The organism is Burkholderia sp. AU18528 (genome assembly GCF_002223215.2).
Lineage (GTDB): Bacteria > Pseudomonadota > Gammaproteobacteria > Burkholderiales > Burkholderiaceae > Burkholderia > Burkholderia semiarida.
The window spans coordinates 108,372-131,304 of record NZ_NKFC02000006.1 but is presented as its reverse complement, the minus strand read 5'-3'; the positions used below and the strand labels follow the sequence as shown (position 1 = coordinate 131,304).

The 22,933-nt window shown below is 67.6% G+C and carries 22 protein-coding genes and 1 riboswitch; of the genes, 4 read left to right on the top strand and 18 right to left on the bottom strand.

What is annotated here, in order from left to right; genetic code table 11:
- Nucleotides 1–97: 97 nt before the first annotated feature.
- From CFB52_RS17375 to CFB52_RS17345, 5 genes are all read right to left on the bottom strand, one after another.
- Nucleotides 98–265 carry a hypothetical protein gene (locus CFB52_RS17375; protein WP_226094112.1) on the bottom strand — a complete coding sequence of 56 codons (168 nt, stop codon included), beginning with the start codon at nt 263–265 and terminating at the stop codon, nt 98–100.
- Between the two features lie 135 nt (nt 266–400).
- The gene (locus CFB52_RS17370) at nt 401–832 is read right to left on the bottom strand and encodes a hypothetical protein (RefSeq protein ID WP_059579750.1); all 432 of its coding nucleotides are present in this window, start codon (nt 830–832) and stop codon (nt 401–403) included.
- 43 nt (nt 833–875) lie between these two features.
- A complete protein-coding gene (locus tag CFB52_RS17365) occupies nt 876–2,723 on the bottom strand; it encodes a peptidase S10 (RefSeq protein ID WP_089465326.1) in 1,848 nt (615 codons plus the stop codon).
- Nucleotides 2,724–3,426: 703 nt separating this feature from the next.
- Complete coding sequence (locus tag CFB52_RS17350; protein WP_099317039.1) at nt 3,427–5,241, bottom strand: ExeM/NucH family extracellular endonuclease; 1,815 nt, start codon at nt 5,239–5,241, stop codon at nt 3,427–3,429.
- Nucleotides 5,242–5,468: 227 nt separating this feature from the next.
- Entirely contained in the window at nt 5,469–6,410 is a 942-nt protein-coding gene (locus tag CFB52_RS17345) for a CopD family protein (RefSeq protein WP_099317038.1), read from the bottom strand.
- An 89-nt stretch (nt 6,411–6,499) separates the two neighbouring features.
- Between CFB52_RS17345 and CFB52_RS17340 the strand changes: the two genes are divergently transcribed.
- Nucleotides 6,500–6,925 (top strand): zinc ribbon domain-containing protein, encoded by a 426-nt coding sequence (locus CFB52_RS17340; protein WP_099317037.1) that lies wholly within the window; start codon nt 6,500–6,502, stop codon nt 6,923–6,925.
- A 13-nt stretch (nt 6,926–6,938) separates the two neighbouring features.
- On the opposite strand, the gene copC is transcribed toward CFB52_RS17340, so the two are convergent.
- From copC to CFB52_RS17310, 6 genes are all read right to left on the bottom strand, one after another.
- Complete coding sequence (copC, locus tag CFB52_RS17335) at nt 6,939–7,319, bottom strand: copper homeostasis periplasmic binding protein CopC (RefSeq protein WP_059579847.1); 381 nt, start codon at nt 7,317–7,319, stop codon at nt 6,939–6,941.
- Nucleotides 7,320–7,333: 14 nt separating this feature from the next.
- Nucleotides 7,334–7,681 (bottom strand): copper-binding protein, encoded by a 348-nt coding sequence (locus CFB52_RS17330; RefSeq protein WP_059579844.1) that lies wholly within the window; start codon nt 7,679–7,681, stop codon nt 7,334–7,336.
- A gap of 66 nt (nt 7,682–7,747) precedes the next feature.
- Nucleotides 7,748–9,043 carry a multicopper oxidase family protein gene (locus CFB52_RS17325; protein ID WP_099317036.1) on the bottom strand — a complete coding sequence of 432 codons (1,296 nt, stop codon included), beginning with the start codon at nt 9,041–9,043 and terminating at the stop codon, nt 7,748–7,750.
- A 1-nt stretch (nt 9,044) separates the two neighbouring features.
- Nucleotides 9,045–10,547 carry a TolC family protein gene (locus tag CFB52_RS17320; protein ID WP_099317035.1) on the bottom strand — a complete coding sequence of 501 codons (1,503 nt, stop codon included), beginning with the start codon at nt 10,545–10,547 and terminating at the stop codon, nt 9,045–9,047.
- Nucleotides 10,544–10,825 (bottom strand): hypothetical protein, encoded by a 282-nt coding sequence (locus CFB52_RS17315; protein WP_059579842.1) that lies wholly within the window; start codon nt 10,823–10,825, stop codon nt 10,544–10,546. The genes CFB52_RS17320 and CFB52_RS17315 overlap by 4 nt, the downstream gene beginning before the upstream one ends.
- Nucleotides 10,826–10,915: 90 nt before the next feature.
- Nucleotides 10,916–11,272, bottom strand: coding sequence for a hypothetical protein (locus tag CFB52_RS17310; RefSeq protein ID WP_059579732.1), 357 nt, complete (start codon nt 11,270–11,272; stop codon nt 10,916–10,918).
- 228 nt (nt 11,273–11,500) lie between these two features.
- Between CFB52_RS17310 and CFB52_RS17305 the strand changes: the two genes are divergently transcribed.
- Nucleotides 11,501–12,172, top strand: a complete 672-nt coding sequence (locus CFB52_RS17305; RefSeq protein WP_059579730.1) for a heavy metal response regulator transcription factor — start codon at nt 11,501–11,503, stop codon at nt 12,170–12,172.
- Nucleotides 12,169–13,578, top strand: coding sequence for a heavy metal sensor histidine kinase (locus tag CFB52_RS17300; RefSeq protein WP_099317034.1), 1,410 nt, complete (start codon nt 12,169–12,171; stop codon nt 13,576–13,578). Before CFB52_RS17305 ends, CFB52_RS17300 begins: the two co-directional genes overlap by 4 nt.
- A gap of 23 nt (nt 13,579–13,601) precedes the next feature.
- Here the strand turns inward: CFB52_RS17300 and CFB52_RS17295 are convergent, their stop codons facing one another.
- The 4 genes from CFB52_RS17295 to CFB52_RS17280 all read right to left on the bottom strand — a co-directional run bounded on the left by CFB52_RS17295 (nt 13,602) and on the right by CFB52_RS17280 (nt 16,383).
- Nucleotides 13,602–14,810: an MFS transporter gene (locus CFB52_RS17295; RefSeq protein ID WP_099317033.1), complete on the bottom strand. Its 1,209-nt coding sequence runs from the start codon at nt 14,808–14,810 to the stop codon at nt 13,602–13,604.
- An 89-nt stretch (nt 14,811–14,899) separates the two neighbouring features.
- Nucleotides 14,900–15,085 (bottom strand): DUF1289 domain-containing protein, encoded by a 186-nt coding sequence (locus CFB52_RS17290; protein ID WP_059579721.1) that lies wholly within the window; start codon nt 15,083–15,085, stop codon nt 14,900–14,902.
- Nucleotides 15,086–15,087: 2 nt separating this feature from the next.
- Complete coding sequence (gene dmeF / locus CFB52_RS17285; RefSeq protein WP_099317032.1) at nt 15,088–16,095, bottom strand: CDF family Co(II)/Ni(II) efflux transporter DmeF; 1,008 nt, start codon at nt 16,093–16,095, stop codon at nt 15,088–15,090.
- Between the two features lie 12 nt (nt 16,096–16,107).
- Entirely contained in the window at nt 16,108–16,383 is a 276-nt protein-coding gene (locus CFB52_RS17280) for a metal/formaldehyde-sensitive transcriptional repressor (RefSeq protein ID WP_059579714.1), read from the bottom strand.
- Between the two features lie 115 nt (nt 16,384–16,498).
- Nucleotides 16,499–16,667: riboswitch (yybP-ykoY riboswitch) on the top strand.
- A gap of 69 nt (nt 16,668–16,736) precedes the next feature.
- Here CFB52_RS17280 and CFB52_RS17275 point away from each other — a divergent pair.
- Nucleotides 16,737–17,747 carry a sodium:calcium antiporter gene (locus CFB52_RS17275; RefSeq protein ID WP_099317031.1) on the top strand — a complete coding sequence of 337 codons (1,011 nt, stop codon included), beginning with the start codon at nt 16,737–16,739 and terminating at the stop codon, nt 17,745–17,747.
- A gap of 94 nt (nt 17,748–17,841) precedes the next feature.
- Here the strand turns inward: CFB52_RS17275 and CFB52_RS17270 are convergent, their stop codons facing one another.
- From CFB52_RS17270 to CFB52_RS17260, 3 genes are read right to left on the bottom strand one after another with little or no spacing between them, the layout of a single operon-like run.
- Complete coding sequence (locus tag CFB52_RS17270) at nt 17,842–18,210, bottom strand: copper-binding protein (RefSeq protein ID WP_099317030.1); 369 nt, start codon at nt 18,208–18,210, stop codon at nt 17,842–17,844.
- On the bottom strand, nt 18,207–21,413 hold the full coding sequence (locus CFB52_RS17265; protein WP_099317029.1) for an efflux RND transporter permease subunit: 3,207 nt from the start codon (nt 21,411–21,413) through the stop codon (nt 18,207–18,209). Before CFB52_RS17265 ends, CFB52_RS17270 begins: the two co-directional genes overlap by 4 nt.
- Nucleotides 21,410–22,933, bottom strand: a complete 1,524-nt coding sequence (locus CFB52_RS17260; RefSeq protein ID WP_099317849.1) for an efflux RND transporter periplasmic adaptor subunit — start codon at nt 22,931–22,933, stop codon at nt 21,410–21,412. Before CFB52_RS17260 ends, CFB52_RS17265 begins: the two co-directional genes overlap by 4 nt.

Genomic DNA, 22,933 nt, shown 5'->3' with positions numbered 1-22,933 from the left:
GTCGCCGCTGTCCCGCCATGACGCGTGACGACCCGCGTTCACGCACGAAGCCGATGCTTCGCTGCGTGGCCGTCGGCGGGCGCCCTTCACATCCGCATCACGCCTCGTCATCGCCGTTTACCGGCGTATGGATCGCCAGCTTCAGCGCGGGATCGTCATTCTTCGCATAGAGATCGTGGCTCGTGTGAAACAGCGCGATCATCCGCGGCGCCTCGTCGGCCCGGCTCGCGGCGAACAGCGCACGCGCGTGCGGCGCCTCGAACATGTAGACAAGGATGTTGCGATCGACTGGCGCCGGCCCGTCACGTAGGCACGCCGCCGAAAATGCGCGACGACCTGCGCGATGATCCGCGGCCCGCGCGAGGGAAAGCCGCGCCGGCCGCCGCCCTGCGTTGCTACGTCACTCGTCTTGCTGTTCCTGCTGCGCCTGCACCTGTCGCTGCCGGATGAACTGCCGTACATCGCTCATCGTCACGCGGCCGGTGTGCTTCGCATCGATCTCGTCGAAGTGCTGCGACACGAAGCCGAGCCCGCTGCTCTGCGCCTGCGCCTTCGTCACGGCCGCGCCGTTGCTCAGCACGGTATTGCCGCCGAGCCGCGCGTCGACGCGCTGCTGCGCCTGCTGCTGCAGGGCCGCACCGGTCGACGGCAGCACCGGCGCCGCCCGCGTGGCCGGGAAGAACGGGCCGTCGACGCCGCGCCCGCCGTGCGGCAGCTTCACCGGCGCCACCGCCTGCGGCGGCAACGCGTAGGCACTGCTCATCACGGCACCGAGCACGATCAACGGGGACATACGCCGCATCAATTGGATTAGGGACATGATCGCTCGCATTCAATGGATGAATAGAGGGTTCCTCTGACAAGGAGTCCGTCGCTCAGGGGGCGGCCGCCAGCGTCGTCGCCGCTGTCGCGCCCGGCGCGCTGCCGGTCGGTACGCCCGGCGGGTTTTCGTCCGGCCACGGCGGCGGCAGCGTATGCAGCGTCAGCGCCGTCGGAATCCGCGCGCCCTTGTAGAACGTCTGCAAGTCCCGCTTCATCTGCGGACGGGCAACGTCGTCCAGATAGATCATGTGGCCGCCCTGGAAGAAGTTCACCTGCAGCTTCGGATTCAGGCCCTTCACCGTCTGCAGCCGCGCGAGTTGCTTCTCGGTGTTGAAGAACGGCGTCGCGAGATCGTGGTAGCCGTTCTCCGCGAGCACGCGCAGCTTCGGGTTGAGCTGCAGCGCACCGAGCAGATCGGGGATCGTGTCGGGCATCGGCTGGCCGTCGTGCGAGAAATCCCAGACGCCGATGATGTCGTCGTTCAGCGGCAGGTACGTCGCGTTCGGGGCCGTATAGCCGAGATAGTCCGGCATCTGCGTCGCGAGCGCGTTAGTGAACGGCTGCGAGATCAGGATGTCGGACGGATCGCCGTCGGTCTGCAGCCGCGGGTCCGAATTCGGCAGCGACACGCGCCCGTCGTACCGGCCGATCGTCGCGCCGGGCACCAGGCTCGTGCCGAACGGATTCGCGTTGAAGTAGTCGCGCAGCGCCCGCTGCGTGAGGCTCGACGGAATCGACCACAGCCTGAGCGTCGCATCGCTCGGGAACACCGGCGTGCCGAGCGCATCCGGAATGCCGAGCTGGCTCAACACCCATGACTGCGAATACTTCTGCAACTGGCTGTAGATCAGCGTCGTGAACAGTTCCGTCTGCAGTGCGTACAGATCCTGGTTCACCGGCGCCGGCGACACCTGGTTGAAGTACGCCGCGACCGCCGCGTAGCCGGGCAGGTAGCCGGCCACCGTATCGGTATCGAGCAGCAGCCCTTCGGTCGACTGCGTGATCGCCACCGCTTCCACCGCGTCCGCGAAGTAGTTGAGGATCGACGACTGCAGCACGATGCCCGTCAGGTGCACGCCGGCCGATTCGAGCGCGAGCGCGAGCATGTCGGTACGCGGCGTGCCGTACGATTCGCCGTACAGGTAGATCGGCGACGTGCCGCGGCCGTTGACGTTCAGGTAGCGCTGGATGAAGTCGCGCATGATGTTCACGTCCACGTCGGAGCCCCAGTACTTCTGGTTGGTGTTCGGCAACACGGCTTCCGACAGCCCGGTGCCGGGCGGGTCGATGAACACGAGGTCGGTGGTGTCGATCAGGCTGTCCGCATTGTCGACGAGCGGATAGTTCGGCCAGTTGGTGCCGAACAGCGGATCGGGCGTGGCCACGCGGGTCGGCGCGAACGAGCCGAGCCGCAGCCAGATCGACGACGAGCCGGGCCCGCCGTTGTAGACGAACGTGACCGGGCGCGGCTTGCCGTTGGTGCTGGGCGCCGTGTACGCGACATACGACATCGACGCTTCCGGATTGCCGTTCGCATCCTGCGCGGTCAGGTGGCCGGTGGTCGTCGTGTAGTCGATCGTCTTGCCGCCGCCTTTCCACTGGTAATGCATGACGGCCGCTTTCTCGGACACCTGCGACGGCGCGAGGCCGTCGGTCGCGTTCATCGAATACGCGACCGGGTCGACGTACGGCTGGTTGGCCGCCGACGCCTGGGTGCCGGCCGCCTGCGCGCTGGCCTGCTGGCTCGCGGTGGCCTGCGCGAGACTCGACGCGCCGACGGACGACGAATCGTCGCCGCCGCATGCCGCGAGCGCCAGCGTCATGGCGGTCAATGCGCCTAGCCCGGCCACCCGGCCGCGACGGACACGGCGGCTGCCGGTATTGCTCTTGTCTGGTTTCATCTCTTTCCTTCGGCTTCGGATACCGCATCACAAAGGCCGCCAACGCCCGCGACACGCGCAGGCCTACCCCGCGACTCGCGTTGCAAGGTCGGCAGTCGGCGGTTGGGAATGGGACTTCTCAGAGACTGAACTTGATACAGACACAGCAAACTGCTGGCGAGAATGATGCCCGGACGCGCCCCCTGCAGTTTGGCCAACTTTTGTATTACCGAAATTTACGACATGACAAAAATAGGCGGTGCTGCGCCGCGTTGTCAAAGATCATTCGGATATTAAAAATCCCGCGATGATGCGAAGGGCAGATAGTGTCTGGGATTTGAAAGAAAACGGAATTATTCGTGCAAGGTAGGCTTTATCGGCTATGTCGCGCCGACTATTTTACTTTTTCAGCACGGCGCGGAAGCCGCTTCCCGTATTGGCGCAACGCATCGAAAGCCTTCATATCGACAGGATCATTCTTTCAATTTTATTATCGCCAATCGATTAAGACGATGCGGCATCATGCACACGCCACTCGATGATTCTTTCCACTTCAATCGCGTTTCAATCGAAGTGCCGATGTGCACTGCGTCATCCATAAAATACCGGCTCGACTAATTATTCGCGGCATTATTTACCCGGTATTCGAACGGCTTTCCGGGACGGGCGCGACGCGCGGCATTGCCGCACATCGCGCCCGTCGTCGCAAAGACTCAAACCACGATTACTTCCCGCCGCCCGGCAGCGCGATATCGATCAGCACCGGATCGTGATCCGACGAACGATACGCATCGGCCGCATAGAACGTCTTCTGCTGCTCGGCCGACTTGTACGCGAGCGTGTATTGCAGCGCGAGCGGCTCGTCCGCGTTGATGTGCCATTCGTGCACGGCCTTCACGTGCGACGCGAGCGGCAGCGTCGCGAGCGCGTGGTCGAGATAGCCGGCTTCGCCGTTGTACACGTAGCTGTACGCGTTCGCGCCGATCCAGCGCGCGACGAGGTTGCGATAGCCGCGCGATTCGAGCGTGCGGATCGGGTCTTCGTACGTGTAGCTGTTGAAGTCGCCGATCAGCAGCACGCCCTGGCTCTTGACGCCCGTCGGGTTGCCGGCCAACCAGTCGGCCACCTTCGCCGCCGCGCGCGTGCGCGTCGGGTTCCAGCAGCCCTGCCCATCGCCCTGGTCGAAATCGTCGTTCGCGGCGTCCGGGCAGTTCTTCGACTTCAGGTGGTTCACGGCCACCGTCAGCGCCTGCTTGTTGCCGCCGACCAGCCGGAACGACTGCGCGAGCGGCTGGCGGTTCTTGTCGTCGATCGCGAGCGTCGCCGCGCGACCGACCGGTTCGACCTTGCGGCTGTCGTAGATCACCGCGACCGCGATCGCATCGCCGCCGAGCCGCGACGTGCCCGGATCGACCACGCGCCACTGATTGCCGAGCTTCGCCGCGAGCTGGCGCACCGCGCTCAATTCGCCGTAGCCGTTGTTCTGGATTTCCATCAGGCCGATCACGTCGGCGTCGATGGCCTTCAGCGCGCTGACGATCTTCGCTTCCTGGCGCTGGAATTCCTGGAACGTCTTCGCGCCGCGGTTGTCCGGATCGTCGAAGCCGCCGCCGAGACCGTTGCCGTTGAAGTAGTTGAGCACGTTGAACGACGCGACGCGCAGGTTCGATTTCGGGTCGCGCGCGGGTGCGTTGGTGCGCGGGTTCTCGCGCTTGTCGAACGCCGGCACGGCCGCGCCCGGCAGCGGCTGCACGCGCCATGCGCCGTAACGCACTTCGAGCACGCCCTCGACGTCGCGCACGGTGTAGCCCGCGCGCAGCGTGTTCGCGGCCGACAGGCCCGGCGCCGGATACGGCACGGTCGCGGGGTTCTGCTTGTTCGAGCCGTCGTCGAGGATCAGACGGTTGCGCGCGTTCGCGTCGATCTGCGTCTGCGCCTGCGCGGGCGGCACGACGCTCGTCGGCGTCCGCAGGCGGCCGTTGCTGAGCATCACGCTGCCGTAGCGGCCAAGCTCGTAGTTGTCGGTGACGCTCAGCGTCTGCGGCAGGCGCACGCGCATCCCTTCGTATGCGGCGAACGCGTTCGGGCCGTCGACCGGCAGCGTGAGCGTCGCGGGCGTCACAGTCTGGCCGTTCGCGCACACCGCGATCGCGCCCGACAGCGTGAGCTGCGTCTGCCCGTATTTCTCCTCGACCTTGCCCGTCACGTGCACGAGATCGCCGGCCTTCGCACGCACCTTCGGCGCATAGACGAACAGGCCTTCGGACACGCCCGGCTGGTTGCGGCGCTGCGCGTCGGCCTGCTGGACGAAGAAGCCGCCAAAGCCGTCCGTGCCGCCGAAATCGGCGGTGACGACGGCCTCGATCGACGCGTTCTGACCGGCGAGCGGCGACGGCGCGCCCGGCCCCTGGATATCGGCGATCGGCGTCGTGCTGCCGCCGCAGTTCGGGCTGACGGGCGCGGCGGTGGCGCCGAATACCGGCGCGGCGAGCGTCGGGAGCAGCAATAGCGGGGCAAACAGGCGGATTGTCGAGCGCATGGCGGGAATCCCGGTTGTGACGGTGGCGAAAGCTTAGCGGCGCTCAATGACAGTTTTTGGTAATCGCGAGACAGGCGTATGTAATTATCGCTATCGCGGTGAGATCGCCACCGACCGCGCGTTTACCCCGGAAAAAGCGGGGGTTCGTCTGACGAAAGTTCGCCGCGCCCATGACGATTGCCCCGCACGCCTTCGCTGCCACGACAGCGCAGCGTCGCGCCGTCGCACTACACCGTGCCCGGCAGCGCGCTCGACACGAGCACGGCCGCAACCATCAGCACGCCGCCGAGCACCACCGCCTCGATCCGCAACACGGCGCCGAACCGTTTCAACGAACTGGCCGGCATCGGGGCTGCCGGATCCTTCAGTGTGGCCAACAGATTCGGCATCCCGAAGAAGCGGTTATGTCCGCCGAGCGCCGCCGCGATCAGCACGAGCGCGAGCTTCAGCAGCAGGATCTGCCCGTACGTCGACGCGAGCAGATTGGCGGGCGTATCGACGCCTCGCCAGCCGTTGTACGCGCCGGTCACGAACAGCACGATCAACGTGTAGGTCGACGTATCGGACAGCGACTGCACGAACGATGCGCCGGTCGTGCGTTCGCTCGCGGGCATCGCGGCAAGCCTCGGCATCACGCCGAATGCCGTCACGAGCACGAGCCCGACCCACGCGCTGATCGCCAGCAGATGCAGCCAGTCGATCCACACCGGTACGCTGAACAGGCCTGCGTCCACCGGATGTCCGCCGTTGCTGCGTGCGAGCGCGACGCAGGCGAGCGCGGCCCACATCGCGAACGGCAAGCGCGTATCGTTCGCGCGCCGGATAAACGACAGCACCACGACGACGAGCATGAACACCGCCCCGATCAGCCACGCATGACCGAACCCCGTACCCGCGAGCATCGCGCGGACGGCCGGCCCCGCTTCGAGCAACGACACCTCGCTCATCAGCGCGCAATGCGCCCAGAACGCGGTGACGCTCGCGAGCAGCGATACGACGGACGCGATGCGCAGCGTCGCGACGAGCCGCCGCCCGACGCCGTGCTGCCACGCGGACGCGCCGCGCGCGAGCCAGTGGCGCGCCAGCAGCGCACCGACGACGACCGCGAACCCGGCGTTCTGGATCGCCACCCCCACGAGCCGAAGCAGGCCGACGATACCGTCGTTCATCAGTTGCTCCGAGAAACCCCGTCCTTCAGGACGGGAAGGAAAGGATCGCTGTTGACGGACAGCTTCTTCCACGGGTTAGGATCACCGACATGATCCTTGTCTACCGCTACCGCGTGAAGTCGCTCAACGGACTGCTCAACAAGCAGAGCCGTGCGGTGAACTACGTCTGGAACTTCTGCAACGACACGCAGAAGCACGCGCTCAAGTGGAGCAAGAAGTGGCCGACGGGCTTTGACCTGAACATGCTCACCACTGGCAGCAGCAAGGCGCTCGGCATCCACTCCGGCACGATCAACGCGACGTGCGAGCAATATGCGAAGTCGCTCAGCCAGCACCCTCGGCCCTACCTGCGCTATCGCGGCAGCACGACGCGGCCGAACGGTATCGCGGGACTGAGAATAAGAGAGTGGGCCTGCAGTGACTGTGGTGTCGAGCATGATCGAGATACCAACGCTGCGTTGAACATTCTTCGATGCGGACGTGCATCGCTAGGTGTGGGAATCTTCTCCCTTTAGGGAGAGGAGGACGTCAATCCTTCACCCGGAATGTGTAGCTACCCTTCGTACGATGCGCGTCGGCCGTCATCGCCGCCCACTGCACCCTGTACGCGCCCGCCGCGAGTTTCGGTATCGCGACGGTCATCACGCGCGGGTTCGACGCATCGACCTTCGCCTTGTCCTGCGTGGCGGCGTTGCCGTTCGCGTCGGACACCTTCACCGAGCTGAATGCCGGTTCGAGATCTTCGTTGAACGTGAGCCGCACCGTGTCGGGCGCGGTGTCGACCGTGCCGCCGGCCGCCGGTACGGCGCTTTCCAGCTTGCCGTGCGCCGACGCCGCACCCGGTGCGACCGCGAAAAGGGCGGCGGCCGCGGTGAAGCCGGCCAGCCGGTTGAGCATCGAGATCTTCATGTTCGCGCTCCGCATCACGGCTTCTTCAGTTCGACGACGGTCAGCGCGCCGTTCACGTCCTCGGCGACGAAGTCGACCGTATCGCCCGCCTTCACCTGCGACAGCATCGCCGGGTCCTTCACCTTGAACACCATCGTCATCGCGTCCATCCCGAGGTTCTCCAGCGGGCCGTGCTTTATCGTCAGCTTGCCGGCCGCCGTGTCGACCTTGCGGATCTCGCCGTGCGACATGCGCGCCGCCGCGGCGGCGCCCTGCTTCGCGCTCGCGCCCATGTCCATGCCGGCCATGTCGCCGGCCGCGTACGACGCGGCCGGGAACGCCAGCGCGCAACCCGTCGCCATCAAAACCAGTCCCTTCTTCATCATGTCGACTCCCTTGTGAGTGAATGGAAACCGGCGGCCGCATCGGCGCGGCCGCCGCGTGCTGCTTCAGCCGTCCGGCAATTCGCCGGTGTATTCGTACGCGACGGTGCCCTTCGGATGCCGGAACCAGCCCGGATCGCGATAGTCGTTGCGCCCAAGCCCCTGTCGCACCTTGAGCACCGTGAACATGCCGCCCATCTCCAGCGGCCCGAACGGGCCCGTGCCGGTCATCATCGGCAGCGTGTTGTCGGGCAGCGGCATTTCCATGCCGCCCATCGCGCCGCCCGTGCTGCCCATCGCCATGTAGTCGGGCACGAGCTTGCCGATCCGCTTCGCGAGATCCTTCTGCGGCACGCCGATCAGGTTCGGCACCTGGTGGCCCATCGCATTCATCGTGTGGTGCGACTTGTGGCAATGGAACGCCCAGTCGCCCGGACGATCGGCGGTGAACTCGATCGCGCGCATCTGGCCCACCGCGACGTCGGCCGTCACTTCCGGCCAGCGTGCGGCCGGCGGAATCCAGCCGCCGTCGGTGCCCGCGACTTCGAAGCTGTAGCCGTGCAGGTGGATCGGATGATTCGTCATCGTCAGGTTGCCGAAACGAATCCGCACGCGGTCGCCCGCGCGCACCGGCAATGGATCGATGCCGGGGAACACGCGCGAGTTGAAGGTCCACATGTTGAAGTCGGTCATCTCGTTTACGCGCGGCGTGTAGCTGCCCGGGTCGATGTCGTACGCGGCGAGCAGGAACACGAAATCGCGGTCGACCGGCATCGTGCCGCGATCCTTCGGATGTACGATGAACATGCCCATCATCCCCATCGCCATCTGTACCATCTCGTCGGCGTGCGGGTGATACATGAACGTGCCGTGCGCTTCGAGCCGGAACTCGTAGACGAACGTCTTGCCCGGCGGGATATGCGGCTGCGTGAGGCCGCCGACGCCGTCCATCCCGTTCGGCAGCCGCAGCCCGTGCCAGTGGATCGTCGTGTGCTCGGGCAGCCGGTTGGTCACGAAGACGCGGACCTTGTCGCCTTCGACGGCCTCGATCGTCGGGCCCGGCGACTGGCCGTTGTAGCCCCACAGGTTCGCGTTCATGCCGGGCGCCATCTCGCGCACGACGGGCTCGGCCGTCAGGTGGAACTCCTTCCAGCCGTTCTTCATCCGCCACGGCAGCGACCAGCCGTTCAGCGTCGCGACGGGCGTGTACGGGCGGCCGTTGGGCGGCACGAGCGGCGGCTGCGTGCCGGCTTTCGCCATCGTGGGCGCTTCGGGCAGCGACGCGGCGCCGGCCCGGCCGACCATCGCCGCACCAAGCAGCGCGGCGCCCGAGCCGCTGAGAAATTGTCGACGGGACACCATGTCAATGACCTTCCGGATGCGGTTGCGTGGCGGGCACCGACGGCGCCGCGGGAGTGGAAGCCGGCTGCGGCGCGGCGTCGGGTTTTGCAGCGGATGCGGATGCGGATGCGGCGGAATGCGTCGCGCGCGGCACGGCATCCGACGACGGCAACCGGCCGCCGACGGCCATCTGCAGATCGGTTTCGGCGAGCCAGTAGTCCTTCAGCGCATCGATGTAGCCATTGACCGCGCCGACCTGTTCGCGCGCATCGGTCAGCAGCTCGAACACGCTCGCGAGCATCCCGTTGTAGCGCAGCAGCAGTTCGTCGGAGATCGTCTTGTGCAGCGGCACGACTTCATCGCGGTAGTGCGTGGCGACGTCGTAGCTCGTCACGTACGCCGCGTACGATTCGCGCACTTCGGAGCGGGCATCGATGGCGGTTTTCGCGAGCCGGTTCGCGGACTGCATGTAGATCGCCTCGGCGCGCGCGACCTTCGCGCCGCCCCAGTCAAACAGCGGAATCTCGACGCTGATCTCGTAGCCGTGCTCGTGGCCCTTGCCGGTTTCGTAGTCGTTCACGTAGCCGAGCTCGACCGCGTTGACGAAGCGCGTGGCCTTGCTGAGGCCAAGCGAAGACGCGACGCCTTGCGTCTGCAATTTCGCCGCCTGGATGTCGAGGCGGTTGCTCATCGCGAAGCGTTCGAGATCGGGCAGGTCCGGGCGCGCCTTTGGCAAATCCGGCAAGCGTTCGGGCAGCGTGTACCGCGTGCGTTCGCCCCACAGCCCCATCGCGCGCGTGAGCCTCTCGCGTGCGGCGACGGCCTGCTGGCGCGCCTTCGCCTGCTGCGCGACCGCGTCGGCGTGAAACGCCTGTTCGCGTGCATGGTCGAGCCGGCTGAAGTTGCCGGCCTGCCGCATGCGCAGCGCGAGTTCGGCGGCCGCGCTGGCGGCCTCGCGCACCTGCTGCGCATAGTTCGCGGCCTGCTCGGCGGCGACGGCCTCGACATACGCGCGGCGCGCGTCGGCCGCGACCTTCAGCATCGCGTCGGCCGTTTCGAGCTTGGTCTGCTCGAAGCGGCGGCGTTCGATATGCGTCGCGAGCGGCATCGTCAGCAGCGCGAACACGTTCGCCGAGAACGTGCGGCCGAGCGTCAGCTCGCCGTCGCCGGCACGCGTGCGGCTGAATGCGAAGCGCGGGTTCGGCAGCCGGCCGGCCTGCACGAGGTCGGCCTCCGACAGCCCGAGTTCTGCGTACGACGCCTGCAGGCCGCGGTTGTTCAGCAGCGCGATTTGCACCGCATCGTCCATCGACAGCGGTTTCGCGAGCAATTCCGTCGTCCGCCGGTCGACGGCTTCGCGGTCGGCGTCGGTCCGCACAGCCACCGCCTCCTTGCCGATGCGCTCGGATGCGACGGACGACACGGCGTCGAAGCCGCCGTCCTTCGAAAACGTCGTGCAGCCCGCGAGGATCGCCAGCACGACCGCAGCCGCGCCGATCCTCGGCGATATCGCGAGCGTCGTCATCGCGCGGCCCCGCCGTGTGTCGAATGGGCGGCGCCGTTGCCGGCCGCGGCGCCGCTCGTGCGCCCTTTCGCGGGCCGCTCCGCCACGTCCCGGTTCAGTTGCTGCCAGCCCGGGCCTGCGTCGTCCCGATACGGCCGGTAGCCGTCGAACGCGGACGTCACGGTGACGTCCGGCACCGACGCGGCGGCGTCGGCCGGATCGGGAAACCGGGTTTGCGCCGGCACGAGCGACGGCGCGAGGGCCGCCGCGCTCCAGAGCGCCGCAATGATCAATCGCATGAACATGTCTCGTCGTCAGTCGTCCGGCGTGGCGCGATGCGTCGGCCGGAGCAAATAGCGGGATCGCGGCGGGTCCGCCGCGGGCAGGAGCTAGACGGGCATTCGGCGAGGCGGCCGGTCGATGCCGCCGGTCAGGAACGACACGTCCCCGGCCGAGCGCGGCGGCGCGACGATCGCGACGCCGACGCTCGCCGCGGCGGGCACCGCGGGTGCGCCCGACATGGCCGTGCCGAAGCAGCAGGACACGCACGCGGCGCACGACGTCGCATGCCGCGCGTGGTCGCCGTGATCGTGATGCCCGTCCTGCGCGGCCGATAGCGTGTGCGGCGCGCTGTCCCCATGCGACACGGCGGCGCCCGCGCATGGCATCGACACAGCCGCGAACGACTGGATCGGCAGGCTCAGCGCGAGCAACACGACGAGAACGAATGTGCGCCAGTACGACATGGAAGCGAAATCGGGACAGCGACCGTTGGGCCGGCGCGGCGCACGGCGGCGCGCTCCGGGGACAAGACGGCCGCAGCTTAGCGCCGCCGCGGTGACGACGAGATGGCCGAACCATGACCGGTTTTTCATGACAATTCCGTCATCCGCCGGTCATCCTTCGCGCACGCGCGACGCCGTACGCTCTGGCGTTACACTGACCGGCTGGAATCACGGACAGCCTGCCTCACCATGCGGATACTGATAGTCGAAGACGAACCGAAGATGGCGTCCTACCTCCGGAAGGGGTTGATGGAGGCGAGCTATACGGTCGACGTCGCGGAAAACGGCCAGGACGGGCTGTTCCTCGCGCTGCACGAGGATTTCGACCTGGTCGTGCTCGACGTGATGCTGCCGGAGCTGGACGGCTTCGAGGTGCTGAAGCGGCTGCGCGCGCAAAAGCAGACGCCCGTGCTGCTGCTCACGGCGCGCGACGCGATCGAGGACAAGGTCGCCGGGCTCGAGCTCGGCGCCGACGATTACCTGCTCAAGCCGTTCGCGTATGCCGAATTCCTGGCGCGCATCCGCTCGCTGCTGCGGCGCGCGCCGCGCAACGTGCGCGACGTCCTGCACGTCGCCGATCTCGAAATTGACCTGCTCAAGCGCCGCGTGCGGCGCGCCGATGCCCGCATCGACCTGACCGCGCAGGAATTCGCGCTGCTGCAACTGCTCGCCGAACGAGAGGGCGAGGTGCTGACGCGCACCTTCATCACGTCGCAGATCTGGGACATGAATTTCGACAGCGACACGAACGTCGTCGATGCGGCGATCAAGCGCTTGCGTGCGAAGATCGACAACGCGTACGAGAACAAGCTGATCCACACGATTCGCGGCATGGGCTACGTGCTCGAGGATCGTTCGTGACCGCGCGCTCCGCTTCGTATTCGCTGCTGCGGCGCCTCACGCTCGCGTTCGCCGCGGTCGCGGCGCTCGTGTTCGCGCTGACCGGCGCGTATCTGTACCGCTCGCTGTCCGCGGAGCTGACGCGGCGCGACGACATCGAGATCTCCGGCAAGCTCAACCAGTTCCTGCAACTCGCGCGCGCCAGCGGATCGACGGCCGCGCTGCGCGCCGATCCGGCTGTGTTCCATGACGTGCTGCTGTCGCATCCGGGCGTCTATCTCGGCATCTACGACGCAGGGAACCGCCCGCTCGTCGAGCATTCCGACGCAGCCGGCAATACGCTCGCGTCGGCGATCGCCGCGCCACATCCGGCTGGCGGCGCCGACGGCCCGTTCACATGCGCGCCGCCCGGCATCGGCACGTCGCGCTGCGTGGTTGCACGCGAAACGCTGCCATCCGGCGAAACGATCCACGTCGCGCTCGCGCGCACCGCGGCCGATCGGCAGTCGCTGCTCGAAAGCTATCGGGTCGATATCTGGCTCGCGGCAGCCGTCGGCGCGCTGCTCGTCGGCGCGCTCGGCTACGCGGTCGCGTCGCGCGGCCTGCGCCCGGTCGAAAGCCTCGGCCGGCAGACGTCGCGCATCGAGGCGCACAACCTGAACGCGCGCCTCGACGCGCGCGGCGGCCCGGTCGAATTGCGCGAGCTCGCCACGTCGGTGAACCGGATGCTCGACCGGCTCGAACGCGCGTTCGTGCGGCTGTCGCAGTTCTCGTCCGATCTCGCGCACGACATGCGCACGCCGCTCGCGAACGTGATCAGCTCGTCGCAGATCACGCTGTCGCGCGCCCGCTCGACGGACGAATACGAGACGCTGATCGAATCAAACATCGAGGAATGCGAACGGCTGCAGCGGATGATCGAGAACATGCTGTTTCTCGCGCGCACCGACAATGCAACGCAGCATCTGAAGGCCGCCAAACTCGACGCGGGTGGCGAATTGCGCCGGCTCGCGTCGTATTTCCAGGCGCTGGCCGACGAAGCCGGCGTGCGCATCGACGTGCGCGGCGAAGCGCCGGTCGTCGCGGACGCGACGCTGTTCCGGCGCGCGGTGAGCAACCTCGCGTCGAATGCGCTCGAACACGCGCAAGCCACGTCGACGATCGAGCTGGCGGTGTCGACCCAGGGCGATTACGCGGTCGTCGAAGTCACGAATCGCGGCGCGGCGATCCCGCCCGAACAGATCGAGCGGATCTTCGAGCGCTTCTACCGGATCGATTCGTCGCGGCACGGTGCGGCGCGCAACGCGGGGCTCGGGCTCGCGATCGTGAAGTCGATCATGGAACTGCACCGCGGCAAGGTGGAGGTTGCAAGCCGCGACGGGCGCACGACGTTCGCGCTGTACTTTCCGCACGGCGCCGATGGTTAGATCGTGCGCCACCGCGTTCAGCGCTAGCGATCCCGCACCACGCCGAACGACGTGCGAACGCACACGAGCAGCACGATGGTCGCCGCGCTGAATACGGCTCCCGCGTAGAACGTGGCGGCGGCGCCTGCCCGGTCCCACAGCGCGCCCGCGACGACGCTCGATACGAGCGTCACGACCCCGCTGATCAGGTTGAACACGCCGAACGCGGTCCCTCTCAGTTCGGCCGGCGCGGCCTGCGCGACCATCGTCGCGAGCAGCCCTTGCGTCATCCCCATATGAAGCCCCCACAGCGCGACGCCGACGAGCACGGTCGGCCAGTGCGCGCCGTGCGCCAGCACGACATCGGCGGCGATCAGCAGCACCAGCCCGATCACCATCAGTTTCGTGTGGCTCGTCGTATCGGCGAGCTTGCCGAACGGGTAAGCGGACAACGCATACACGACGTTCATCGCGACCATCACGAGCGGCACGAGTGCGACGGGCACGCGGCTGCCCATCGCGCGCAGCACCAGGAATGCCTCGCTGAAACGCGCGAGCGCGAACACGCCGCCCACGGCCACGACCCACCAGTAGCGGGTGCCGAGTTGCGCGACGACCGCACGGCGGATCGGGTTCACGCGCTTCTCGCCGGGTACACGCGCCGGCTCGTCGATGCCGAACGCGAGCAGCGCCACGGCCAGCACGCCGGGGATCACGGCGAGCCAGAACGCGAGGCGGAAATCGTCGCGCCACGCCAGCATGATGACGACGGCCAGCAGCGGCCCGAGGAATGCGCCCACCGTGTCGAGCGCCTGGCGCAGTCCGTACGCGGCGCCGCGCAGGTGCACGGGTGTGACGTCGGCGACGAGCGCATCGCGCGGCGCGCCGCGAATCCCCTTGCCGATGCGGTCGACGATCCGCGCCGCGACCACGACGCCGATCGTCGGCGCGATCGCGAACAGCGGCTTGCTGAGCGCGCCGAGCGCGTAGCCGGCCACCGCGAGCCATTTGCGATTGCGCAGGTAGTCGCTCAGCGCGCCGGAGAATACCTTGACGACCGGCGACGTCGCCTCGGCGATCCCCTCGATCAGGCCGATCGTCGTCGCGCTCGCACCGAGCCCCGCCATCAGGAACATCGGCAACAGGCTGTGGATGATCTCGGACGACACGTCCATCAGCAGGCTGACACAGCCGAGCACCCACACGCTGCGCGGAATCTGCCGAAGAATGCCGGTCGATGCGTCGGTCTGCATGGGTCGCTCCCGGTTCAGGAATCCTGAAGCTGAATGCCCGTGATGCTACCGCACGCCCGCGATGCCGAGCCGGGGAACGCGTGCCCTTGCTATTCCGCCGTATCGCGCTGGAGCTTCGCCTGCCGGCGCTTACGATCGTTCAGTATCTGATGCCGGCGATGATCGGTCAGCTTCTTCCAGTCGCGCGCCTCGTCGCGCGTGCGCAGGCAGCCGACACAAAAACCCGTGCGGCCGTCGAACGCGCACAGGTCGATACACGGCGATTTCACGGCCACGATCAGGCCGCCTTCGCAGGTGTCATCACTTCGACCGTCACGTGCGACATGCCGTCGAAGCCCGCGAGCAGCGCATGGTAGAAACGCGCATCGCGCGCGGCGTCGCCCGATTCGACCGACACGATCGCACTCATGTGCCCGGGGCCCACGCGCCACACATGGAGATCGTTGACCGTGTCGCCGAGCGCCTCGATCGCGCGACGCACGTTGTCCGTCAGCGGGCGATCGACGTTGACGTCGAGCAGGATCTCGCCCGTATCGCGCATCAGCCCGTACGACCAGTTGGCGATCACCAGCGCGCCGACGATGCCCGCGAGCGGGTCCATCCAGCCCCATCCGAACGCACGCGCGAGCAGCAGGCCGACGATCGCCAGCACCGACACGGCCGCGTCGGCGATCACGTGAACGTAGGCCGACCGGATGTTGTGGTCGCGATGCGCGGCCGAGTGCGAACCGCGATCATGGTGCGCGTGGTCGTCGTGGTCATGGTCATCGTGGTGGTCGTGCCCGTGCGCGTGGTGATGGCCGTGACCATGCCCGTGATGGTGGTCGCCGCTCAGCAGCCACACGCTGGCGAGGTTCACGGCGAGCCCCAGCACGGCGATCGGAATCGCTTCGTCGAAATGGATCGGCACCGGCGCCAGCAGGCGCGCGATCGCCTCGTAGCCGATCAGCAACGCAATCATCGCCAGCACGATCGCGCTCGTGAAGCCGGCCAGGTCGCCGAGCTTGCCGGTGCCGAACACGAAGCGCGGATCGTCGGCGTACCGGCGCGCATAGGTGTAGGCCAGCGCGGCGATCAGCATCGCGCCCGCGTGCGTCGACATGTGCAGCCCGTCGGCGACCAGCGCGAGCGAGCCGAACAACGTGCCGCCGACGATCTCGGCGATCATCATCGCCGTGCACAGGCCGATGACCATCCACGTCTTTCGCTCATTGCGCGTGTGCGCGGCGCCCAGAAACGCGTGGCTGTGCGCACCGCCGGCCCGCGAGCCATTGAATTCGTTCATGTTCCGGCCCGGTTACTTGAAATAGCTGTGCACGACGTCGATCAGTTGCTCGGTCGCGCTGCCCTCGTGCGCGTCGGCCGTGTCCGCATCGACGAGATGCGACCGGATGTGGTCTTCCAGCACGACGGCCAGCAAGCCGTTCATCGCGCCGCGGCAACTCGTGATCAATTGCAGCACGTCGTTGCAGCCGCGCTCTTCTTCCAGCGCCCGCTCGATCGCCTCGACCTGCCCCTTGATACGGCGCACGCGGTTCAGCAGCTTCTGTTTTTCGCGAACGGTATGACTCATCGGCGGCTCCGGTATAGGGTAGGGGAGTATATATCCGGAAGGCTGACCCTATAGGGTGGAGGGGTATATTTTTCGAGACGAAGGCTTGTCGAAGGAAAACCGCTCGGCTAGACTGATTTCCGTCTTTGGGGAGTAGCCTGCTTTCCGTCCGCCGGAAAGCGAACGCGTCAACACACTCGGCCTGCGGCCGTGGCGCGTTCGGCCTGATCGGCCTGGCGAGACCATCGGCACGTCGCGTCGTTCCTGGTCGGACGGCGGCGGATGTGTCATGGTTCGTCAGCGTCCGACCACGGAGTCCCCATGTCCCTCCCTGCTCACCTCCCCCACGCCACCGCTGCCTGCGGAGGTGCCGCATGACGTTCATGTTCGTCGAACTGGCGTTCATGCTGATCGTCATCCTCGTCGCGGCCGAACTCTTCACCAATGCGCTCGAACATCTCGGCGAACGCCTGAAGATTTCCGAAGGCGTGACCGGCTCGCTGTTCGCGGCCGTCGGCACCGCGCTGCCCGAAACGATGGTGCCGCTGCTCGCGCTGGCCGGCGGCACGTCGAACCAGGCCGTGAACGAGGAGATCGGCGTCGGCGCGATTCTCGGCGCGCCGCTGATGCTCACGACGCTCACCACGTTCCTGATGACGCTCGCCGTGATCCGCTCGCGCGGGCTGCGCGGCACGATCGCGCCAGAACGCACGGGCTTCGTGCGCGACATGAACACCTTCCTCGCCGCATTCTCGCTGGCGACCGTCGCGATGTTCGTCCCGCATCACAACTGGGCCGTGCGCGCGCTGCTCGCCGCGATGCTGGTCGGCCTCTACGTGATGTACGTCGTGCTGACGTTCCGCGCGTCGACCGGGCTCGTCGACGCCGGGCACGGCACCGAGGCGCCGCACGCGATGTTCCTGTCGCGCGTCGGCCTGCCGACCAACCTGGCGACGATCGTGCTGCAACTGCTGATCGGCATCGCGCTGCTGGTCGGCGGTGCAAAGGGCTTCATTCACGGCGTGGAAGGCGTGTCGCACGTGCTCGGCGTGTCGGCGCTGCTGCTGTCGCTGATCATCGTGCCGATCGCGACGGAACTGCCGGAGAAGGTCAACAGCGTGCTGTGGATCCGCCGCGGGAAGGACACGCTCGCGTTCGGCAACATCACCGGCGCGATGGTGTTCCAGGGCACGCTGCTGCCCGCGATCGGCATCATGCTGACGCCGTGGGAGCCGCGCCCCGAAGTGCTGACCGGCGTGATCATCACGCTTGCGGCGGCCGCGTGGCTGCGCATCAATGCGCGCACGCGCGGGCTCGCGATCTGGGCGTTGCTCGCGAACGGCGCCGGTTATGCGGGGTATCTGGCGTTGACGCTGGCGCGCTGAATGCGCCGGGCGGGCGCACCGGCCGACCGACACGTCGGCTCGGTGCGCGTCGCTGCATGCGATGCGGGCGGCGGCGCCATCCGCATCCGGACGCTCAGGAAGCCTTGACGAGCTTGACGATCGTCAACGTGCCGTCGACCTTCTCGATCCGCACCTTGACCTTGTCGCCCGCATGCGCGTGCGCGAGCATCGCCGCATCCTTCGCCTTGAACGCCATCGTCATCGGCGGCATCCCGACATTCTCCAGCGCGCCGTGCTTCAGCGTGATCTTGCCGCTCGCGGCATCGACCTTCTTCACTTCGGCGTCGGTCAGCGCGGCGTTCGACTCCGCCGCGCCGCCCGACGACATCTTCATGCCGGACATGTCCATGTCCGACATGTCGCCGGCGGCAAACGCCGGTACCGCGAAAGCGCTCAGCGCGACGACAGCGGTTGCAGTGGCGATCAGTTGATTCATCTTCATCGTGATTCTCCGGTGGGAAGGGATGGCACGTTCGTGCCGGAAGGAACTGCATCGGAATGCCGCGCGCGGCCCGCGCTTCGCGCACGACGGCGCTGAAGCAGAAGCCACGCGGCGGGAATGACGAACATCGACAGCAGCGGCGCCGTGACCATGCCGCCGACCATCGGCGCGGCGATCCGCTGCATGACTTCGGAACCGGCGCCGTGGCCGATCATGATCGGCACGAGCCCGGCGAGCACGACGGCGACCGTCATCGCCTTCGGCCGCACGCGCAGCACCGCGCCTTCGCGGATCGCATCGAGCAGCAACGCATCGGTCGGCGGTTCGCCTGCGTCGAGCCGGCGCTGCAGCGCACCCTTCAGGTACAGCAGCATCACGACGCCGAATTCCGCGGCCACGCCCGCCAGCGCGATGAAACCCACCGACGTCGCGACGGACACCGCATGGCCGAGCGCCCACACGAGCCAGAACCCGCCGACCAGCGCGAACGGCACCGTCGACATCAGCAGCAGCGCGTCGGCCGCCGACTCGAACGTGACGAACAGCAGCACGAAGATCACGACGAGCGTGACGGGCACGACGGTGCGCAGCGTCGCCGCCGCGCGTTCGAGATACTCGAACTGCCCCGACCAAGCGATCGAATAGCCGGGCGGCAACGCAACCTGCCGCGCGACGGTCTGCTGCATCGCGCGCACGGCCGTGCTGAGGTCGGTACCGCGGAGATCGACGTACACGTAGCCGGACAGCCGCGCGTTCTCGCTGCGGATCATCGGCGGCCCGTCGGCGATCGCGATACGCGCGACGTCGCCAAGGCGGATCTGCGCGCCGCGCGCGGTGACGATCGGCAACTGCCGCAGGTTCTCGAGCGAATCGCGGATCTCGCGCGGATAGCGGATGTTGATCGGGAAGCGCTCGCGTCCCGCGATCACTTCGCCGACGTCCTCGCCGCCGATCGCCGACGACACGACCGACTGGATATCGGCCACCGACAGCCCGTAACGCGCGGCGGCGAGCCGGTCGATGTCGACGTCGATGTAGCGGCCGCCGTTCAGCCGCTCCGCGAGCGCGGACGTCACGCCCGGCACGCGCTTCACGGCGGCCTCGACCTGCGTCGCGATCGCGTCGATCCCCGCGAGGTCCGGCCCGGAAATCTTCACGCCGACCGGCGTCTTGATCCCGGTGGACAGCATGTCGAGCCGGTTGCGGATCGGCGGCACCCACACGTTCGACAGGCCCGGCACCTTCACCGTCCGGTCGAGTTCGTCGATCAGCTTCTCCGGCGTCATGCCCGGCCGCCACGCGCTGCGCGGCTTGAAGCGGATCGTCGTCTCGAACATCTCGAGCGGCGCCGGGTCGGTCGCCGTATCGGCGCGGCCCGACTTGCCGAACACCGTGTCGACCTCCGGCACGGTCTTGATCAGCCGGTCGGTCTGCTGCAGCAGCTCGCTCGCCTTGTCGGCCGAGATGCCCGGCAGCGCGGTCGGCATGTACAGCAGATCGCCTTCGTCGAGCGGCGGCATGAATTCGCCGCCGAGGCGCGACAACGGCACGGCCGTCACCACGAGCACGACGACCGCGACGCCGATCGCGGCCCACGGGCGCCGCAGCGTCGCGTCGAGCAGCGGCCGGTACAGGCGGATCAGCACGCGGTTGATCGGGTTCGCGTGCTCGGGCGGAATGCGGCCGCGCACCAGATAGCCCATCAGCACCGGCACCAGCGTCACCGACAGCCCGGCGGCGGCCGCGATCGTATAGGTCTTCGTGAACGCCAGCGGCGCGAACAGCTTGCCCTCCTGCCCTTCCAGCGAAAACACCGGAACGAATGACAGCGTGATGATCAGCAGCGAGAAGAACAGCGCGGGCCCCACCTCCGCGGCCGAGGCCGCGACGAGTTCCCAGCGGCGCGCGGCCGTGATCGGCTCGCCGGGATGCGCGCGGTCGTACGCTTCCAGATGCTTGTGCGCGTTCTCGATCATCACGATCGCCGCGTCGATCATCGCGCCGATCGCGATCGCGATCCCGCCGAGCGACATCAGGTTCGCGTTCACGCCCTGATAGCGCATCACGATGAACGCGGCCAATACGCCGAGCGGCAGCGACAGGATCGCGACCAGCGCGCTGCGCAGATGGAACAGGAACACCGCGCAGACGACACCGACGATGACGAATTCCTCGATCAGCTTGTCCGTCAGGTTGTCGACCGCGCGCGCGATCAGTTGCGAACGATCGTAGGTCGTGACGATCTCGACGCCGGCCGGCAGCGAACGCTTGAGCTCGGCGAGCTTCGCCTTCACCGCGTCGATCGTCGTCAGCGCGTTCTTGCCCGAGCGCATCACGACGACGCCGCCCGTCACCTCGCCCTGCCCGTTCAGCTCCGCGATGCCGCGCCGCATCGCCGGGCCGACCTGGATGCGCGCGACGTCGCCGAGCAGGACCGGCGTGCCGGCGTCGTCGGTGCGCAGCACGACGCGACGGAAATCGTCGAGCGTGCGCAGGTAGCCGGACGACCGCACCATGTACTCCGACTCGGCCAGCTCGACGACCGAGCCGCCGGATGCCTGGTTGGCCTTGCCGAGCGCCTCCGCGACCGCCGCCTGCGTGATGCCGTACGCGCGCAGCCTGTCGGGATCGAGCACGACCTGGTACTGGCGCACCATGCCGCCGATGCTCGCGACTTCCGATACGTCCGGCACGGCCTTCAGCTCGAACTTCAGGAACCAGTCGTTGAGCGCGCGCAGTTGGCCGGGATCGTGACGGCCGGTGCGATCGACGAGCGCGTACTCGTAGACCCAGCCGACGCCGGTCGCATCCGGGCCGAGCGACACGGTCGCGCCCGCCGGCAGGCGGCTCTGCACCTGGCTCAGGTATTCGAGCACGCGCGAGCGCGCCCAGTACGGATCGGTGCGGTCGTCGAACAGCACGTAGACGAACGCGTCGCCGAACGACGAATACGCGCGCACGGTTTTCGCGCCCGGCACGCCGAGCAGCGTCGTCGTCAGCGGATAGGTCACCTGGTCCTCGACGACCTGCGGCGCCTTGCCCGGATACGACGCCTTCACGATCACCTGGGTATCCGACAGGTCGGGCAATGCGTCGAGCGGCGTCTGTCGCAGCGAATGCACGCCCCATGCCGCGAGCAGCACGGTGGCCAGCAGCACCAGAAACCGGTGGTGGACGGACCAGTGAATGATGCGCGCGATCATCGCTCACCTCGCTGCGGCTCGACCTTCGTCAGCCGGTAGCCGTCGTCGGTCTGCGTGAACGCGAAACGCACGGTCTGGCCCGGCTTCACGTCGGAAAACGCGTGCGCCGACGGCTTGCCGAACGCCATCGTCATCGCGCCCCAGCCAAGCGCCGGCACCGGCTGATGCGAGAACGTGATGTCGTCGGCCGTGACTTTCTCCACCTTGCCGGTGGTTTCGTAGACCGGCGCGGTTGCCGTCGCGGACGATGCGGCCGCGCTTGCCCCGGCCGCCCGCTCCAGCCGCGGCAATACGCTTTTCAGGCTGGCTTCCGAATCGATCAGGAATTGCCCCGACGCGACGACCGTGTCGCCTTCGTTCAGCCCGGCGAGCACTTCCGTGTCGCCGCCGACGTCGCTGCCGACCGTCACCGACGCCGGCTGAAGCCGGCCGTCGCCGTGCTTCACGATGACGATCGTGCGCTGGCCGGTCGCGATCACGGCCTCCGACGGCACGAGCAGGCGCGACACCGTCTCCTTCTCCGCGACCCGCACGCGCATCAGCATGCCGGGCGTGAGCGTCAGCGATGCGTTGTCGATCTCCACGCGCGCCTGCAGCGTGCGGCTGCCCGTGCTGATGCCGGGCAGCACTTCGCGGATGCGTCCGCTGAAATGCCGCGCCGGATCGCCCGCGAACGTCGCGTCGACCGACATCCCCGGCTGCACGTTCAGCGCGAGCGCCTCGGGCACCTCGACGATCAGCCACAGCGTCGACAAGCCGGCGATCTTCGCAAGCGTCTGGCCGGGCGCGACCATCGCGCCGTCGCGCACGTTCAGCTCGCTGACGACGCCGGCCTCCGGCGCACTCAGCACGACGTGCGTCTGCGCGCGGCCGGTGCGGTCGAGGGCCGCGATCATGCCGTCCGGAATCGACAGCGCCCGCATCCGCGCGCGCGCCGCGTCGAGCAGGCTGCCGTCCATCCCGCCGCGCTTCAGCGCGAGATATTCCTCCTGCGGCGCGAGCCAGTCGGGCACGAACAGCGATGCGACCGGCGCGCCCTTCGCGATGCGCTGCATCGGCGCGCGTGCATACAGATGGTCGATGTAGCCGGTCACGCGCGACTGCACGACCGCCGCGCGCGCTTCGTCGAACTGCGTGGCGCCCACCGCGTCGAAGCCGGCCGCCGTCTGCTGCCGGCGCACGGTCGCATAGCGAATGCCCAGGTTCTGCTGCAGGCCCGGATCGATCCGGACGCCCGGTGCGTCGCCGCCTTCGTCCGCATAGACGGGCTGCAACTGCATGTCCATGAACGGCGATTTGCCCGGTTTGTCGAAGTGCTGGTTCGGCACCATCGGGTCGTGCCAGTACAGGACCTTGCGCGCGGCCTGCGGCGCCGGCGCGCCCGACGGCGCGGCAGCGGGCACGGCGGACGCCGCCGCGCCGTTCATCGCATGGCGGACGCCGACGACATAGCCGGCGCCGACGAGTATCGCGCCGGCGGATGCGATCAGCGCCGCACGCATCAGTGATTGCCTTGTCAT

Bases quoted from the DNA above. Each gene is read 5' to 3' on its own strand.
- CFB52_RS17265 (WP_099317029.1), bottom strand. From the start codon at position 21,413: ATGATCGCGCGCATCATTCACTGGTCCGTCCACCACCGGTTTCTGGTG.
- copC (WP_059579847.1), bottom strand. From the start codon at position 7,319: ATGAAGATCTCGATGCTCAACCGGCTGGCCGGCTTCACCGCGGCCGCC.
- CFB52_RS17320 (WP_099317035.1), bottom strand. From the start codon at position 10,547: ATGACGACGCTCGCGATATCGCCGAGGATCGGCGCGGCTGCGGTCGTG.
- CFB52_RS17325 (WP_099317036.1), bottom strand. From the start codon at position 9,043: ATGGTGTCCCGTCGACAATTTCTCAGCGGCTCGGGCGCCGCGCTGCTT.
- CFB52_RS17350 (WP_099317039.1), bottom strand. From the start codon at position 5,241: ATGCGCTCGACAATCCGCCTGTTTGCCCCGCTATTGCTGCTCCCGACG.
- CFB52_RS17315 (WP_059579842.1), bottom strand. From the start codon at position 10,825: ATGCGATTGATCATTGCGGCGCTCTGGAGCGCGGCGGCCCTCGCGCCG.
- CFB52_RS17375 (WP_226094112.1), bottom strand. From the start codon at position 265: ATGTTCGAGGCGCCGCACGCGCGTGCGCTGTTCGCCGCGAGCCGGGCC.
- CFB52_RS17310 (WP_059579732.1), bottom strand. From the start codon at position 11,272: ATGTCGTACTGGCGCACATTCGTTCTCGTCGTGTTGCTCGCGCTGAGC.
- CFB52_RS17340 (WP_099317037.1), top strand. From the start codon at position 6,500: ATGATCCTTGTCTACCGCTACCGCGTGAAGTCGCTCAACGGACTGCTC.
- CFB52_RS17295 (WP_099317033.1), bottom strand. From the start codon at position 14,810: ATGCAGACCGACGCATCGACCGGCATTCTTCGGCAGATTCCGCGCAGC.
- CFB52_RS17305 (WP_059579730.1), top strand. From the start codon at position 11,501: ATGCGGATACTGATAGTCGAAGACGAACCGAAGATGGCGTCCTACCTC.
- CFB52_RS17365 (WP_089465326.1), bottom strand. From the start codon at position 2,723: ATGAAACCAGACAAGAGCAATACCGGCAGCCGCCGTGTCCGTCGCGGC.
- CFB52_RS17260 (WP_099317849.1), bottom strand. From the start codon at position 22,933: ATGACAAGGCAATCACTGATGCGTGCGGCGCTGATCGCATCCGCCGGC.
- CFB52_RS17280 (WP_059579714.1), bottom strand. From the start codon at position 16,383: ATGAGTCATACCGTTCGCGAAAAACAGAAGCTGCTGAACCGCGTGCGC.
- CFB52_RS17270 (WP_099317030.1), bottom strand. From the start codon at position 18,210: ATGAAGATGAATCAACTGATCGCCACTGCAACCGCTGTCGTCGCGCTG.
- dmeF (WP_099317032.1), bottom strand. From the start codon at position 16,095: ATGAACGAATTCAATGGCTCGCGGGCCGGCGGTGCGCACAGCCACGCG.
- CFB52_RS17370 (WP_059579750.1), bottom strand. From the start codon at position 832: ATGCGAGCGATCATGTCCCTAATCCAATTGATGCGGCGTATGTCCCCG.
- CFB52_RS17275 (WP_099317031.1), top strand. From the start codon at position 16,737: ATGACGTTCATGTTCGTCGAACTGGCGTTCATGCTGATCGTCATCCTC.
- CFB52_RS17345 (WP_099317038.1), bottom strand. From the start codon at position 6,410: ATGAACGACGGTATCGTCGGCCTGCTTCGGCTCGTGGGGGTGGCGATC.
- CFB52_RS17330 (WP_059579844.1), bottom strand. From the start codon at position 7,681: ATGAAGAAGGGACTGGTTTTGATGGCGACGGGTTGCGCGCTGGCGTTC.